A 17,347-nucleotide genomic window follows, 5' to 3' on the forward strand; every position below is an offset into this window, starting at 1 on the left:
TTATCTTACCTGCCCAAAAAGGAAATAATGGATATTTTAAATCAACTGATTAACGGACTTAACAAAGAAGAAGTACGTTTTTTTAAAATGTATATCAATCGTTTTGAGAAAACTGAAAACCGTAAAGATGTTCAATTGTTCGATTATATCCGTAAATCAGCAGATAGATTTTCCGATGATATTATCTTTAAAAAATTATATCAACCCAAAGAAAAAAATTCTTATTACCGCTTAAAGAACAGGCTCATCAGAGAGGTAAATAAAAGCCTGACATTACAGCATTTTGACGATGATACTGTTGTATATATTTTCAGGCTGCTGGCATTGGTAAAATTCTATCTGAATAAAAATGCTCTAAAGCCTGCCTATTTTTTTCTTTGCAAAGCCGAAAAAAAGGCCAATGAAACAGAAAACTTAGAATTGTTAGACATCATTTATGGCGAGTACATCCGACTCTCGCGCGAAATGACAAGTATAAATCCGGAGTTTTATATTGAATGTAGAAAGCAAAATTCAGAGAAGCTAAACCAACTCCGGGTGATTGATGATATTCTGGCTGTAGTTACCTATCGGTTAAAAATTACTCAGAATTTATCATCAAAAGACGAAACGGTAATTTCATTACTTCAAAAAACTACTGATTCTTTCATTGGTGACCCAAAGGTTATTAAAAGCCCTCTCTTTCGTTTTAGGATTTATAACGCAATTAGTCAGTTGCTACTGCAATCGCATCAATACATACTATTAGAAGATTACCTGCTAAAAACGCTAAAAATATTTAATCAGGAGAAACTGTTCACTAAAAACAATCACGAAACCAAACTTCAACTGTTGGTGTATTTGGTTAATAGCCTATATAAAAATAACAAGTTGAAAAAGTCGCTTGAATACACAAACATTTTACACAATGAAATGAAAGCATACAACCATCTTTTTTATGATAAATTTTTATTCTATTACTTCAATGCACTGGTGATTAACTATTCAAAAACTGACAAACAAAAGGAAATAGTTACGCTGCAGGAGATGGAGCAAAATGAAAAAATTAATTCTAACTTTTTTTACCGTCAGTTTATCCTGTTGAATTTTGCATTGGCATATTTTGACCAGAAAGAGTTTACCATGTCGGCTAAAAGTTTTACGCGGTTACAGATGCTGCCGGACTATAAAGAAACTGATGAGTCGTTGCGAATGAAAGTTGCCGTTGCAGAACTTATGACACGCTATGAGTTAAGCGACTACAACACTTTTGAATATAAGTTAAAACAATTTAAAAAAGACTTTAAAAGTGGGTTGAATATACTTGAAAACAAACCAGAAAAACTGATGAGTGAGATATTAAATCTAATGATGTCCATAAGTAACAGAAAAAACAAAGCAATTGAATTACGTTTAGCACAACTCAAAACCCTATCTAATGATGAAGACCAATGTGGCTTGATTAACTATATTGATTGGCTTCAGGAAAAAAAATTATTCAAAAATAAAATCAATTAGTTGCCTCCTTTTCCAGGCGCTCAATATCTTGCTGCATGGCAGAAACAAGTTTCTCAAACTGTTCGGAACATTGTTGCAATAATTCAGTAGCAGCTTTTTTTTCTGTTCCTTCAAGCATTAACCATTCTATATTCTTTAAGATTGATGCAAAGGTATCTAAGTCAAGTTGCCTGAACCCCGGAATCATTCTGTGAACAGCTGCTGCCGATTGCTGAAAATCTGATTCCTTAGCAAAATGAATGCTCTTTTCAATCAAACTTTGATTGCTTGAAATAAAAACCTTCAACATCCTGATAACAAAATCACTTTTTCCGTTTGATGTCCGAAATAAGTTTTCGAGAGAATAGCTCAATAACGGTTGATGCTGTATCTCACGATTTTTTTCTATCAGCGGTAAAAGAATTTCAGACAGCTCGTGGAGCTTAAATGGCTTCAGAATAACTGCATTCATCCCTGCTACTATACATTCGTTTTTTGCGTCATTCATCATATTGGCAGTGATGCCAATCAATGGTAACATGGAGCTAATGTGTTCGCGAATAAAAGAGGTAGCATTTCGCCCATCAAGTTCAGGCATCTGAATATCCATTAACACACCGTCAGGATTATACAACAGAATTTTTTCAATTGCCTCTTTACCACTTTCTGCAGTTATAACTTCTGCACCACCATCTTTCAACATGGCAGAAATTAATTGTCTGTTGAGTAAATCATCTTCTGCAACAAGCAAACGCAATCCATGTAATGAAACAAACTTTGTTTCTGCAATATTTGTTTCATCACTTTCAACTATAGGAAAGTGTAGCATAACAGATACTGTTGTTCCTTTTTGAGGAACACTTTTCATGGATATTGTTCCCTTCTGCAGCTCAACTAATTTCTTTGTGATTGCTAAACCCAGACCCGTTCCACCATAGTTTCTTTCAATATTTTCAGCCTGCTGATATGGGTCAAATAACCTGGCAATTTTATCTTCTGCAATGCCAATACCGGTGTCTGTTATCTCGAAATTAAAAAAGTCATCTTCCTTTTTCTCAACTTTTACAAATACGGTTCCTTTTTCTGTAAACTTTATTGCATTACCAATAACATTGATGAGCACTTGTCGCAACCGCAAAGCATCGCCCGAAACAGTCATATTACGAATAGTATTTGCTTCTGATAATAAGGCAACATTTTTTTCGTCAGCTTTTTGTCTTAATAAAGTTACTACATTATTTACTTCCTTATAAATAACAAAAGGCTCTTGTAAAAAATTTATTTTGCCTGTTTCAATTCTTGAAAGGTCCAATACATCATTTACAATATTCAATAGGTGTTGCCCTGCCATATTGATAGTGTTTACATAATGTCTTTGTTCTGTAGTTGTGTTGGTTTGTTGCAGCCTGTTGATAAAGCCTGTCAGTGCACTTAAAGGTGTTCTGATTTCATGACTCATTGTTGCCAGAAACTCTTCCTTAAATCGTGCAAGCTGTTCTGAACGTGCCCGTGCTTCTTCAAGTTGAATTTTATATCTGTTGGCACGACTGATATCCGTAAGAATAATTATTGAAAGTATTAATATGAGAATTGAAGCTGTAATAGTTGCAATTACAACAGTTTTTAACTGTTGCTGCGACTGACTGATAACTTCCAGTGATCTGCTTTCGTTATTATGTCTGATGTTTTCCTCGAGTAAAGCAATTTGTGTTTGAATCTTTTCTTTCAACATTCTGTCTTGCTCCAGTAACAACAGCTCACCATCACTTAGTTGAGCTACCATTTTAATCTCATTCTCCTTAGCTTCAGAAATGGTTTGTTTGATGGTGTTTAACTTCTGTGCTTGCAAGTTGTTTAAAGAATCGAGTAACATTGCTTTTTCTTCAAGTTCTTTTAATTTCTTACCTGAACTAAAAAGCTTTTTAAAAAACCCAGGCTTTGTTGTTTCTATACTATCAATACTCTGATAAATAATATCATCCTTAACCTTATCAGAAATTTTACTCATGGCAGCATTGATGAGCTGTCTGTAGCGTAATTCAATCAGCTTTTGATAAATTTCGAACTTATGATGGATGGAGGTTGTAAGTGAATCAAATGCCTGACTGTTTGCAGGAAATAAACTTTTAAGTTTTATAAGCTGAGAGTCCGTCTGAGCTACTTGTTCATAATAATTTTCTAAATATTTTTCGTTGCGTGTAATAGCAAAAGAACGTACATGGCTTTCAGCAAGGTTAACATTCAGAATTAATTCTTTCAGGTCAGAAAGTCTGGTATCGGGTTTTTGAAGTAGTGTAATTGTTCTGCTTAATGCTGTTGTATTCTGATAATTAAACCATGCCAGAAAAAATGCTACTGCAAGTGCCAGCAACATCAGAATAACTATATACAATCGTTTCTGCATAATGACTCAAAAATACAACGCTGAATCTCCCAATGGTGGAAATTATTTCCCAAAATGAAACAATTTTTCAGAAATCGGATATCTGTTGTATGGGCGTTAATAACTTTATAACTTATTGATTGGTAAAGTCTTTAAATGTGTACAAGCCTGTTGAATCATCAACAGATGCTGCAATGGCACATTATTTAATAATCTATTGATGATAAACATTAAAAAATCAATTACAATGAAAAAGCTAATTTTAATTGCACTTCCAATAGTAGGTATGACCTTGTTTGGTTGCGAAAACTATAAAGAACAAGCTGCACAGTTAACACGTGAGCGTGATTCTTTAGTATCACTGAATGTTGCAGGAACACAAACTATTGATGAGTTCATCACAACATTAACAGACGTTGAAAACAGTCTTGGTAAAATTACTGAAAAACAAAATTCCATTGCAATGACTGCAGACCGCAATCCGGAAGCAGCACGCAACTCACGCGAGAGACTCAATGCACAGATTGAAGAAATTAATCGTATGATGCAGGAAAACAAAGAAAAAGTTGAGCAGTTGACTAAGAAAATTAAAGGCTCAAATGCATCTGCAGCAAAATTTCAGAAAATGGTTAAGTCGCTTCAGGAGCAGCTTACTCAAAAAGAACAGGAACTTGCTTTGTTAAATGAAAAATTAGCAGGGTTAAATGTTGAATTGGCTACTTTAAAAACCAACTTCGATTCGCTTTCTACAACAAATCAAAATCAGGCTACAGTAATAGCTGATCAAACAACTAAAATTCACACTGCTTATTATACCGTAGGAAACTACAAAAACCTTCGCGACAAACAAGTGCTTTCTAAAAAAGGTGGTGTCCTTGGTTTAGGTAAAAAAGCAACTGTAGTGCCTGCAATTAAAAACGACAATTTCACCAAAATCGATTATACCCAAATCAGCACTATTCCTGTGAATAGTAAAAAAGTTGAGTTGGTTACTACACACCCTGATGGATCATACAAAATTGAAAAGAACAATGATCTTGTTAGCGACATTTTGATTACAGACCCTGAAAAATTCTGGAGTGCATCAAAATATCTTGTTGTATTGACCAAATAATAAAAACAGAAAATAAAATATTCTTTGGTTTTAGGTTGGGTAGCGGGGCAGCAATGCTCCGCTTTTTCTTTTTAAGAGATGAATGTTTAATAAAATTTTTTACCTAAGTATGTTATGTTACAAAGTCACCATACATTTGTCCCTCCTGACATTAAGAAGTTATGCAAAAGAAATTTTTTTGCCTTATACTATTGGCATTTGGGTGTTTAAACCTCCATGCACAAACAAATCCTGCACAAGCAACTGAAAAAGAATCGTTAGTTAACTGGATTAGCTTAAACGAAGCTGAAAAACGAAACAAGGAAATTCCAAAGCCCATTATTATTGATTTTTATACCAGCTGGTGTAGCTGGTGCAAGGTGATGATGAATACAACTTATTCAGACCCATCAATAGCCTCATATATCAATGCCAATTTTTATCCGGTTAAATTTGATGCTGAAACCAAAGACACTATCGAGTATGATGGGGTTACCTACAAACCAACAGGCACGCAAAAGCGCGACCCGAATGAATTTGCAGTAAAAATGCTAAATGGTACCATGATGTATCCTTCTACTATTTTCATGAATAAGGCTGCTAACTTTACCATGTCTGCACAGGGATATTTGGAAACAAAGAAGATAGAACCCATGTTGGTTTTTACCTTGGAAAATGGCTTTCGAAACAGCAGCTATGAAGATTTTAATGCCCAATTTCAAAAAGCATTTTACGATTCCTTACAAACCAATATTTACGAATCTGTTAAATGGCAAACCCCTGCACAGTTTTTTATTAAAGACAAAAAGCCGGATCAGAATAAGAAAATTGTATTTATCAATACAGACTGGTGCAATACGTGCCGTGTTATGTACAGAACAACTTTTAGTGATACTGCTGTAAGCAGCATGTTATCCAAACATTTTGAATTGGTAAATTTCAATCCTGAAACTAATGACAAATTATTTTTTCAGGATAAAGAATTTGAGAACATACATTCTAAAGAAATGCCGTTTCATCAGTTGGTGTATGCACTTAGCCGAAACGGATTAATATTTCCACAAGTAATATTTATGGATGAAAAGAATACCGTTGTTGATGCTATTCCATTTTACCTGAATCCAAATGTTTTTAAAAATATTGTACGCTTTTACGGAGAAGATATTTATAAATCAAAAAACTGGGAGACATATATCAAAGAACAGGAAACAAAATAATCCCTGATAATTATCTTAGATAAAATTTAAAGGCCTGATAACACAAATCTCTTCCGTATGAAAAGCTTAAAAAATCCTGTTACTTTTATATTTATTACTGTATTAGTTGACTGCATCGGTATTGGAATTATTTTTCCGGTAATTGCATCATTGATAACAGAAGTTAGTCATGTTCCCGTCAACAAAGCAACAACATACAGCGGTTGGATGATGACTCTTTATGCTTTGATGCAGTTTGTTTTTTCTCCTGTCCTTGGTGGCATCAGTGATCGCTATGGTCGCAGACCGGTGCTACTCTTGTCATTGTTAGGTTTAGGTATTGATTACCTGTTTTTATCAGTGGCACACACCCTCACGCTATTATTTATTGGAAGAATTATTGCTGGAATATGTGGTGCAAGTTTTACTACCAGTTTTGCCTACATTGCCGATGTTAGTCCGTCTGAAAAAAGAGCTCAGTATTTTGGAATGATGGGTGCAGCCTTTGGTGTCGGATTTATCATTGGTCCTGTTCTTGGGGCATTAGCAAGTCATTGGGGTGTGCGTGCACCTTTTGTTGTAGCTGCATGTTTGTCTCTACTAAATTTTCTATATGGATATTTTATTTTGCCCGAATCATTGAAACCCGAAAACAGAAGAGCATTTCAGTGGAAGCGAGCGAATCCTTTGGGTGCATTTATTCAGATTAAAAAAAGCAAGAATATCAGAACACTCATCTTTACCATGTTTTTACTTTATCTTGCAGGTCAGGTAATGCCTTCTATCTGGGCATTCTACACCAAGTTTACCTACAACTGGTCTGATGCAGAAATAGGTTATTCATTAGCTTTTGTCGGTGTGATGGTGGCTATTGTACAAGGCGGATTAATTAAATGGTCACAAACAAAATTGGGTAGTCACACTTCAATTTATACAGGACTTGCTTTTTATCTGGTAGGATTAACACTGTTTGCCATTGCCAATCAATCGTGGATGCTTTATGCATTTACTTTTATCTATGCATTAGGAGGCATTGGTCCGCCATCAATTCAAGGAATCATTTCAGGTTTAGTACCGCCTAATGAACAAGGCGAACTACAAGGAATGATGACTGCACTAATGAGTGTGTCAACAATTTTATCTCCACTACTCATGACTAATTTGTTTTACAATTTTACAAAACCCGAAACGATATTTTATTTTTCCGGAGCACCATTTGCTGCTGCTGCAATTTTAGTGTTGATTTCATTCTTTGTGGTAAAACGGGGCATAAGAAATTTGTCACGCGTAAATGCCTGAACCGTTATTTCTCCGAAAGACTTACTTTGTAAAAATTGTTTGAAGCACCACACGTCCTACCATATTTAATGTGTTTTTATCAATTATTGAAAGGTTGTCGCCATGTGTATGATGATAAGGTGGATATTCTTTCTTTACATTGTCGTAGTGAACAATATCAATGGTTCTGATATTGGCAAGTTGATTTATGTATAAATGGTCATCTATTGTTTGTGGAGCAGGTTCATTAATAAAATATTGTCCATAGCCCATGTTTTGCGCTATGTTCCAAACCCTGCTCAACACATCCGGTGCATAATACAATGATGTTCCTTCCTTTGGAAAAACCGGATGAACACCACCAACCATATCGAGAAGTATTCCGTATTGCGCAAAATAATCGGAGCGATGCATGTTCTTTGCCCAGAATTGTGAACCCAAGCACCATGTATTTTCCTGACGTGGAAAACGGGTATCATCTTCTTCCTGCCCGTAATCTTCAAGGTCAACCAACAATATATCAATGCCTGTTTCAAGTCCTGATGCAGGCAACAACCTTGCAATTTCAAGCAACACTGCCACACCACTCGCTCCATCATTTGCTCCGTCAAAAGGTTGATCCTTTCCAATTGAATCATGATCGGCCCAAGGGCGTGTGTCCCAGTGCGCAAGCAACAACACTCTTTGTTTTGCCTCAGGTTTATATTCAGCAATAATATTTTTAAGTCTGAATTTTTTATTATCGAATGTGGTTATTGTTTCAGACTGAATTTGTGTCTGTAAACCAAAAGATTTTAATTTCTGAAAAAGATAATCAGCGCATTTTGCATGTGCATCAGTTCCCGGAACACGTGGACCAAATTCAACTTGTGTCTGTAAATAATGCAAGGCCGAATCACTATTAAATGCCGGCACGGGAATATTAATTGCGGCTGGAGCTTCCTGTTTTGTTTCTGTACTCTCCGGTGCAGGCTGTTTACACGAACCTATTACAAGTAAACTAGCAATGGTAAGTAATTTTAAAAAACTATATTTTTTCCCAAGTACTGCCATCTTTTGAGTCTTTAACATTTATTCCCATTGCATTTAAACTGTTACGAATATGATCCGAAACAGAAAATTCTTTTTTTGCTTTAGCCTGATTACGCATTTCAAGAACCAATTGCATTACATTATCAAACATAGACTGATCGCCTGAAGCAACTGAATCGTCCATCAGTCCTGCAATATCAAAAACAAAATGCTGAATAATTGATTTTGCTTCTGCAATATCTTCTTTAGTCATCTTCTCTTTTCCATCATTGGCAGAGTTGATTATCCGAACTAACTCAAACAACTGTGCAACCATTACCGGACTGTTGAAGTCATCGTTCATGGCATCATAGGCGTTCTTTCTTATTAAAGATAAATTTACAGAGGTAACGTCTGAGGCCTTTACGCTGTTGAGTGTTTTAACGGCAGACATCAATCGCTGATAGCCCTTTTCTGCTGCCTGCAAAGCTTCATTGCTGAAGTCGAGCGTACTTCTGTAATGCGTCTGCATCATAAAAAAGCGAACAGCCATAGGCGAATAGCCTTTTTTGAGTAAAGGATGATTGCCTGTAAAAAGTTCACCCGGAAGAAATCCATTACCAGCAGATTTTGACATTCGCGTACCGTTAACCGTTAACATGTTGGTATGCATCCAATAGCGGCATGGCTGCACGTTGCTGCATGCCTGCGACTGTGCAATCTCATTGGTATGATGTGTTGCTGCAAGGTCCATTCCGCCACCATGAATATCAAAGGTAGTACCCAAATATTTAGTACTCATTGCCGAACATTCAATATGCCATCCGGGAAAGCCAATTCCCCAAGGCGAAGGCCATCGCATGATATGCTCAGGCTTTGCATTAATCCACAGTGCAAAATCCAATCGCCCTTTTTTTTCATCCTGTCCACCCAGTTCACGTGTGTTGGCAATCATATCTTCCAACAAGCGGTTGGTGAGCTGACCGTAGTTAAATTCTTTACTGTATTTCTCTACATCAAAATAAACAGTGCCATTCACTTCATAAGCATAACCATTGCTGATGATTTGCTTAATCATTTCAATCTGCTCAATGATATGTCCGGTTGCAGTAGGTTCAATACTTGGCGGCAAGGTGTTGAATGCACGCATCACATCATGAAAACCTAAGGTGTAACGTTGCACAATTTCCATTGGCTCTAATTGTTCCAGACGTGCTTTCTTAGCAAACTTATCATCACCTTCATCTCTATCGCCTTCGAGGTGACCGGCATCGGTAATATTTCTTACATAACGCACTTTATATCCCAGGTGCAAGAGATAACGATAAATGAGATCGAAAGAAATAAATGTGCGGCAGTTACCTAAGTGCACATCACTATAAACAGTAGGACCGCAAACATACAGTCCTACGAATGGAGGTGTTAATGGCTCAAATTGTTCTTTCTGTCGTGAAAGTGTATTGTAAATATTCAGCGGTTGATATTCCATGTTTATTTTTTGTATTTTTCTCTGATGTGTTTTAACATTTCTGAGGTCATTTCTTTGAGATCGTACTGATGCTTCCATCCCCACTCTTTTTGTGCAATACTATCATCAATGCTTGCAGGCCATGAGTCGGCAATTTGCTGACGTGAATCAGGTGTGTATGTGCAGGTAAAAGTTGGAATATGTTTTCTTATTTCTTCAACCAATTCAGCAGGTGAAAAAGAAATACCTGCAAGATTATATCCACTGCGTGTTTTAATTTTTTCTACAGGTGCATTCATCAGTTCCAACGTTGCACGAATAGCATCGGGCATATACATCATTGGCAGTGTAGTATTTTCTTTCAGAAAACAGTCGTAAGTATTTTTCAAAACTGCATCATGAAATATATTTACAGCATAGTCTGTAGTTCCTCCTCCCGGGTCAGCTTTGTAACTTATCAGGCCGGGATAACGAATACTTCTAACATCAACGTGATGTTTTTGATTGTAATATTCGCACCAGCGCTCACCGGCTTGTTTACTGATGCCATATACTGTTGATGGCTCCATTATTGTTTGCTGTGGTGTTGAATTGCGAGGGGTTGTTGGACCGAAAACAGCAATGGAGCTTGGCCAAAATAATTTGATGCCGGTATTTTCTTTGCAATAATCGAGCATTACAAACAGTCCATCCATGTTGAGTTTCCATGCTGCTTTAGGTTTTTGCTCTGCCACTGCCGATAATAATGCTGCAAGTAAATAAACCTGCTTTACATTATTTTTCTTTATGAGGTCGTACACCTGCTGTGTATCCAACACATCGGCCATATAGAATGGACCCTTCGCTTTAAAATCGGCAGGCTGATCTTTTATGTCTGTTGCAATAACATTGTCAGACCCATATAATCTTCTGAGTTCTTCTACCAGGTCTGTTCCTATCTGACCTGCGGAACCCAGCACAAGCGTTCGCTCTGTTTGTGACATATTTTACAAATATCTGTGAAAGGACAAAAGTAAAATTTCTAGGCGTTTGTTTAAATGCCTTCTACATAAATCCTTCGGACTTCTTTTATTTTGGTTACTGGCGCTATTATAGCGCAGGTTTTTTCTTTTATAAAAATGCTGAAATTAAGATTGAGAAGGCTTTTGCAATTTCTTAACTATTTATTACAAGATGCTTTCTACTTTTGAAAAAAATCTAAACAATGAAAAAGCAAGTTATATACCTCTCTGTATGCTTCCTTATAGCGTTAAATTGCCAAGCACAACTTTTTAATGGTGATAAACCTGCATTTACCCATGCTGATTCGTTACGTGGTTTTCTGTCGCCAATAAGAAGTTGTTATGATGTTAAATTTTACGACTTGTCAGTTACATTGAATATTCCTGATGAATCTATTTTGGGTAGCAACAGCATTTGGTTTGAAGTAGTAAGCCCAACAAAAATGATTCAAGTTGATTTAACAGAAAAGTTATCAGTTACCGCTATTACTGATGAGCATAACAATAAACTAAACTTTAGTCGTGATGGTAATGCCATAATGATTTCTTTTCCAACAATATTAAATAAAGGCATGCATTACAAAATAAAAATTGACTACTTCGGGAAGCCTGTTGTTGGCAAGATGTTGCCCTGGGATGGTGGCTTTAAATGGACTAAGGACGAAGATGGTTTGCCATGGGTGGCTGTTGCCTGTCAGGGAACAGGTGCTAGTGTGTGGTGGCCATGCAAAGATCATCAAAGTGATGAGCCTGACAGTATGATGATAAATATTACTGTTCCAAAAGAATTGATGGATATTTCAAACGGAAGACTTCGTAAAAAAACTCCTGTGGGTAATGATATGATGCAATATAGTTGGTTTGTCAGTTATCCGATAAATACTTACAATGTAACCATAAATGTTGGAGCCTATGTTCATTTTAATGATTTGCATGTAAACAACAACGATACTTTAACACTTGACTATTATGTAAAATCATACAATTTAGAGAAAGCAAAAAAACAATTTGAGCAAGTGAAACCTATGTTGAATTGTTTTGAAAAATATTTTGGAAAATATCCTTTTTACCGTGATGGTTATAAGTTGGTAGAAACACCATACCTGGGCATGGAACACCAGAGTTGTATTGCCTATGGAAACAAATATAAAACCGGATATTTGGGAGCGGATTTTTCAGGTATAGGTCTAGATTTTGACTATATCATCATTCATGAGACAGCACATGAATGGTGGGGAAATAATCTAACAACAAAAGACATTGCTGATATGTGGGTACATGAAGGCTTTGGCAGCTATGCAGAAGTGCTTTATGTAGAATGTTTGTATGGAAAAGCAAAAGCACTTGACTACGTCAATGCACAACGTAAAAAAGTAGGAAACAAAACTCCGGTCATTGGTCCTTATGATGTTAACACAGAAGGAAGTGGTGATATGTACCCTAAAGGGAGCCTGTTATTAAACACCATCAGACATTATATTGATAATGACTCCTTGTTTTTTTCTATTCTGATGAACCTGCAAAAAACATTTGCTTATCAAACCATCACCTCTGCAGATGTTGAATCATTAATGACAAAACAGTCAGGTAAAAATCTTGCACCAATATTTGATCAATACCTGCGCCAAGCAGCAATTCCTGTTTTTGAATATGAAGTGGTGAAAGAAAAACCATTACAAATACGTTATCGCTGGACAGCAAATGTTGCTGCTTTTAATTTACCGGTAAGAGTAGATTGTAACAATGAAAATAAAAGGTTATCCGTAACAACACAATGGCAGGAAACAACACTTGAAGGGTTTGACAGTAATTGTTTAACTGTAAGAGATGACCTTGGCTATTTTCACATCACTAAATTGAATAAATAAAAAAGGCTGCCCTTTAACAGACAGCCTGATATTAAAATCAACTCAATATTATTGTACAACCAATTTAAGTTGTTGTAGTTGTTTGCCGGTGTCAATTTTTACAATATAAATTCCCTTTGTGAAATTTTCTGAAGGAATTGTTATGTTACTTAGCCCATTTACTTGCTTTGCAAATGATGAAACCAAACGGCCATTCAATTCTGTAACAACAATATTAACTGTTGTGGCATTGTCGCTGTTTATAATAAGTTGCGAGTTACCTGTTGCAGGATTCGGATAAAGTGCAATAGCTTCAATACTGTTGTTTTCCAAAACCGATAATGGACCCATGTCATATTTATCAAAATAGAAGTTGCCGTTAGCAGAACCACCAAATCCGGTGAATACCATTTTCCATTTATGATTATTTTTGTCTATGACAAAATAAGCAACAGAATCTTCAATTACGAATGTTGAGCCGTTGAAAGCTTTCCAGTCATAGCCAATAAGGTTGTTTTCGTATGAATACCCATAACCTGCATCGGTGGCAGTAGTTACATCATTTACCGGATAGGCTTTAACAGATTGTACACTGTCGTTGGTGAGTACCCCTGTAACTTTGTAATTGATAAAATGATCAACATATTGCTGGAAACAAAGATCCCAACTGTCCTTGGTTGGTTCGCGGTCCAAGAACTGATCGTTTGCAATTGAGTAGTAGCCGAAGTTCTTTGCAGGATAGCTCAACTTTTGTAATGAACGTTGAATTTCATTGCTGCCATCTAAATCAGCAATTCGAAAATTATAGGTTGCATTGATAAGCGATTCAATCCAGATTTTTTTAACTGTATTACTATTTAGTTTTATAAAATAAACAGAATCACCCATTACAGCGTGCGAGCCTAAATCATACTCTCCCCAGCCGAGATCAAACATATCGGATGTGTCTGCTGTGGTGTTGAATGCACCGTTAAACATATGTGCTTCGTTATTCAACAACTCGTAATTGTACATACCTGTTGTATCTGCAGCTGTCATGGTACTCCACTCCGAGGCATCTTTATTTGCTTTAAAAAGTTTTACATTATTCTTTGAATTGATGAGAATGGCTGCTTCAAAACCTGAAATCTGAAATCCAAGGTCCCAATCAGTATTGTCAATGGTTGATATGGTAGCATTGGCCATACTGTAAAAAGTCTGATTGGTGTAGCCGGCATTAATGGTTACTGTTTCGCTTACTTGTGCAATTGCAGTAAAAGGCAGTAACAGTGCTATCAATAATTTAGTAGTTGTAGAAATGTGTATCATTTGATTATTTAATTTAAGAATTTAAAAAATACGTTGATAATAAAATGCAGGATAACCTCTTTCGCCTGAAGTATTGTAAAAATCATAGAACTTTATTTTATAATACTGATCGTTTTTATCCTTGAGTATATAATATATGTCGGGTGTTATGTAATATTTATTGTCGTTAAAATTGAAATACTTCCATTCAAATCCAATAATATTTCCTGTTGAATAGAATGGATAAGAAGAAATATCGTTATGATTAAAATTCTCGAATGGCATATAACCGGGCAGAGAATCTTTTTTAAGAATTGCACAGGTAATATTGTTCCATCGGTTAGACAGAACACCGTTTACAGAATAATATCTGAATTGCAATGGCTCGTCCCAATAGGTGTGAATATAACGGGTAAACATCATTTCCCATTGATCTTTAGGTGGAGCAAAGCTTACCATTTGACCACCATTGTTGAAAGAAAAATAAACCTGTGAGTAGTTATTGTCTTTTGTTATAACAAACTCATGATAATCGGAATTATTCAATTTGCTGTATCGAATCGTATAGGTACTGCTGTCAATAGTCACAATTTGAATTTTACGATAACGGTCACTGCCTATATGGCTGAATTTCCCTCTGTCAATAATTACTATTTGTTGATTTACATCGCCACTTGAAGTTAAATTACTTCCAAACACAGTGCTATCACCCAGCATATTATCAGAATCGGTGAGCCAGTTAAGTCCTGTTGTATCAGTATTTATAATATCTGTACATTGAGTACGCCAAGCAAACATGTACTTGCCTGTGTTGAGATAAATATGCTTTGATTCGGGTGAAGCATCAAATGACAGATCATAATCTTTGACTGCACTGCTTTTTACAACACCGGCTGTCAGACTTACAAAAACAACTGTATCGTAATTTACTCCAATATTTACTTGCATGGATTGTAAGGTTGTGTCAATAGGAGGCAGCACAATTGCCTTGTCATTATCTTTTTCGCAAGAGGTAAAAAGCAATGTTGCAATGAATAAGCTAAATAAATATATGCTGACTTTGTTTATCATGTTAAATATTCACTGAAAGTTTTAAGAAAAATAATCGTCCGGGAAGCAAAGAGGAAGATGATGAACCACCGCTGTGTATTTCGCCTGTGGAGAATCTTCTTACATCGGTAACATTAAAAATGTTTTTAAGTCCACCTCCTATTTCAATTCTGTCCTGCCATATTTTTTTTGAAACGGTAACATCGAGCAATTGATAATCTTCGTTGGTTTGTTTGAGGCTGTTGCCTTTACTGTCTAAAACATACACAGGAACTTTTCCATTGTACTTGTAATACATTCCTGCTGTCAATCCGAAAGGTTTAAAACAATAGCTTACAGAGCCATTTACCTGTGGATACCATGACAAATCATTAACAAGTGATTCGTTGAAGGATGATGTTCCCGTATAGGAAATACCTGCTGAAACTGAAAAACTGCCAACATCAATTTTATTTGACCATTCAATGCCTTGTGATGTAAAGTGTCCGACATTGATGTAGGTATATAGGTTTGATGTATCACTATAAGTTGCTAATGTTATCAGGTTTTTTACTTTGTTGTAATACAGTTTTATCTCTGAATTTATTTTTACACCTTTTATCTGTGGCAATAAGGAATATATTAACTGAAAATTATCTGACGACTCAGGCTTTATGTTACTATTTCCCTGAACATTGTGATTAATATCAATAAAGTCAAGATAAAGTTCTTTAATTCCGGGAGTGCGAAATCCACGGCTATATGCAAGACGAACCGCTTGAATTTTTGTTAAATCATACTTTAGATTCAGCGAAGGAATTAACGGAATTGTAAAATCTGAATGTAATGCATAACGCAATCCGGGTCGGATAAGCAGTTTAGAAAAAGGTTTGTACTCTGCACTTGCAAACACTGCATATTCCTGCATGGCAGCTTTGTTGCTAATACGTTTACCTGTTCCATTTTCAATATTAAAATCTATGCCTCCCTGATAATTAATATTTTTATTTTCATCAACATGGCTGAATGCATTTCTAACATTCCAACTGTAAAATTTTGTTTCATCACTAAAATCAGGGCCTGTAAGTTCTGTCTGTTCAAGGGCAACCATATCTTTCAGAAAAACTTCTTTATGCCTGTCGTATCCTGAAAAAGCTACATGTCCATTGATTTTATTTTTTCCTGAAAGGAACCAATCGTAACTAATTGAATGGTTGTTGCGAAGGGTTTTAAAATAAGTGTCGTAACCATAAGCCGAAAATGGTGTAATTGTGACAGGGCCTTTATCGGTAATTTTCTCATCAAAGATGCCCATTTGATATGCAACCTTCACCTTGTTGAAAGTATATTGCAGCAATGCTGTACCGAAATATTGTGTCTTGGGTTTCCACTCAAAAGCTCTTCTGTCATCAATAAGGTTCCATCCTTCAAAAAAGTTTCGCCCTCCTGTAATTTTAAGCCCTGCATGTTTAAAGTTTACGGAGGTATTCAGGTCCGTGTTGTAGGTTCCAATGTTTTCGTAATAAGCCGATGCGCCTGCAGTAGTTTTTTTAATAGTTTGTGGTTTTGTAATCAGATTTATGGCGCCTGCAATTGCATCTGTACCATAAGCAGTGCTCATTGGTCCTTCAACTACTTCTATTCTTTCAACTGCTGCAAGATTAAGTTGGTTGAGATCAATATTTCCGTTCATTCTTCCTATTACAGGTACACCATCTATCAGCACTTTTACATTTTTCATATCCATGCCCATCATGGTTAGTGTGCTGCCGAAAGCCTGATCATAACCAGTGCTCATATTGAGTTGTTTGCTGAGAACATCGGCAACATTAACAGCGCCCATATTGTCAAAAGTTTCTTTGCCAATTACTTTTATGGCATAGGTAGATTGTATGGTAGGTGCAGGTGCATAAGATGCTGTGACAGCAACTTCATTGAGGCTGACCTCATTTCTGGTTAGCCAAATGGTATCACCGGAATTTTCTTTATTAATTTTTTGGTTCTGATAACCAAGACAACGCACCTCAATTAAAGAACCCGATTCTCTTGTTGCCGGCAATTTAACACATCCTTTGTTGTCGGGTAGTAGAATTTGTGATTTCCCGGAAGGCATTATCCAAAGTACAACGGCCTCATTTACCGGCTTGCCATTGGATTTATCTTTAATAAATAATACTTGATCGGTAGCAAAGAGCGTTACAGATAACAGAAAAAATGTGAATAGGAGTATGGGTTTTTTCACGGTTGCAAAAGTAAAAGCACCTCCCTTCAGCACAGA

General features: G+C 36.2%; 12 protein-coding genes. 5 read left to right on the top strand and 7 right to left on the bottom strand.

Features of this window, described 5'->3' with window-relative positions; translation table 11 throughout:
• Positions 1-27 precede the first annotated feature (27 nt).
• Positions 28-1,497, top strand: a complete 1,470-nt coding sequence (locus V9G42_02215) for a hypothetical protein (protein ID MEI2758230.1) — start codon at positions 28-30, stop codon at positions 1,495-1,497.
• Here the strand turns inward: V9G42_02215 and V9G42_02220 are convergent.
• On the bottom strand, positions 1,490-3,880 hold the full coding sequence (locus V9G42_02220) for an ATP-binding protein (GenBank protein MEI2758231.1): 2,391 nt from the start codon (positions 3,878-3,880) through the stop codon (positions 1,490-1,492). The genes V9G42_02215 and V9G42_02220 overlap by 8 nt on opposite strands.
• A 226-nt stretch (positions 3,881-4,106) precedes the next feature.
• Here V9G42_02220 and V9G42_02225 point away from each other — a divergent pair, with 226 nt between their 5' ends.
• From V9G42_02225 to V9G42_02235, 3 genes are all read left to right on the top strand, one after another.
• Positions 4,107-4,973 carry a hypothetical protein gene (locus V9G42_02225; protein ID MEI2758232.1) on the top strand — a complete coding sequence of 289 codons (867 nt, stop codon included), beginning with the start codon at positions 4,107-4,109 and terminating at the stop codon, positions 4,971-4,973.
• A gap of 161 nt (positions 4,974-5,134) precedes the next feature.
• Positions 5,135-6,169 (top strand): DUF255 domain-containing protein, encoded by a 1,035-nt coding sequence (locus V9G42_02230; GenBank protein ID MEI2758233.1) that lies wholly within the window; start codon positions 5,135-5,137, stop codon positions 6,167-6,169.
• A 57-nt stretch (positions 6,170-6,226) separates the two neighbouring features.
• Positions 6,227-7,447 (top strand): TCR/Tet family MFS transporter, encoded by a 1,221-nt coding sequence (locus tag V9G42_02235; GenBank protein ID MEI2758234.1) that lies wholly within the window; start codon positions 6,227-6,229, stop codon positions 7,445-7,447.
• 21 nt (positions 7,448-7,468) lie between these two features.
• Here V9G42_02235 and V9G42_02240 read toward each other — a convergent pair whose 3' ends face one another.
• The 3 genes from V9G42_02240 to V9G42_02250 are packed head-to-tail and all read right to left on the bottom strand — an operon-like array spanning position 7,469 to position 10,888.
• Entirely contained in the window at positions 7,469-8,479 is a 1,011-nt protein-coding gene (locus V9G42_02240; GenBank protein ID MEI2758235.1) for a M28 family peptidase, read from the bottom strand.
• Positions 8,454-9,926 (bottom strand): cysteine--tRNA ligase, encoded by a 1,473-nt coding sequence (cysS, locus tag V9G42_02245; GenBank protein MEI2758236.1) that lies wholly within the window; start codon positions 9,924-9,926, stop codon positions 8,454-8,456. The genes V9G42_02240 and cysS overlap by 26 nt, the downstream gene beginning before the upstream one ends.
• A 2-nt stretch (positions 9,927-9,928) precedes the next feature.
• On the bottom strand, positions 9,929-10,888 hold the full coding sequence (locus V9G42_02250) for an NAD-dependent epimerase/dehydratase family protein (protein MEI2758237.1): 960 nt from the start codon (positions 10,886-10,888) through the stop codon (positions 9,929-9,931).
• Positions 10,889-11,109: 221 nt separating this feature from the next.
• On the opposite strand from V9G42_02250, the gene V9G42_02255 reads away from it, so the two are divergent.
• Positions 11,110-12,774, top strand: coding sequence for a M1 family metallopeptidase (locus V9G42_02255; protein ID MEI2758238.1), 1,665 nt, complete (start codon positions 11,110-11,112; stop codon positions 12,772-12,774).
• Positions 12,775-12,822: 48 nt separating this feature from the next.
• Here the strand turns inward: V9G42_02255 and V9G42_02260 are convergent, their stop codons facing one another.
• From V9G42_02260 to V9G42_02270, 3 genes are read right to left on the bottom strand one after another with little or no spacing between them, the layout of a single operon-like run.
• Positions 12,823-14,061: a T9SS type A sorting domain-containing protein gene (locus V9G42_02260; GenBank protein ID MEI2758239.1), complete on the bottom strand. Its 1,239-nt coding sequence runs from the start codon at positions 14,059-14,061 to the stop codon at positions 12,823-12,825.
• A gap of 21 nt (positions 14,062-14,082) precedes the next feature.
• On the bottom strand, positions 14,083-15,111 hold the full coding sequence (locus tag V9G42_02265) for an HmuY family protein (GenBank protein MEI2758240.1): 1,029 nt from the start codon (positions 15,109-15,111) through the stop codon (positions 14,083-14,085).
• A gap of 1 nt (position 15,112) precedes the next feature.
• Positions 15,113-17,311: a TonB-dependent receptor gene (locus tag V9G42_02270; GenBank protein MEI2758241.1), complete on the bottom strand. Its 2,199-nt coding sequence runs from the start codon at positions 17,309-17,311 to the stop codon at positions 15,113-15,115.
• Positions 17,312-17,347 lie beyond the last annotated feature (36 nt).

The sequence above is a fragment of the Bacteroidia bacterium genome (assembly GCA_037045145.1).
Lineage (GTDB): Bacteria > Bacteroidota > Bacteroidia > AKYH767-A > OLB10 > OLB10.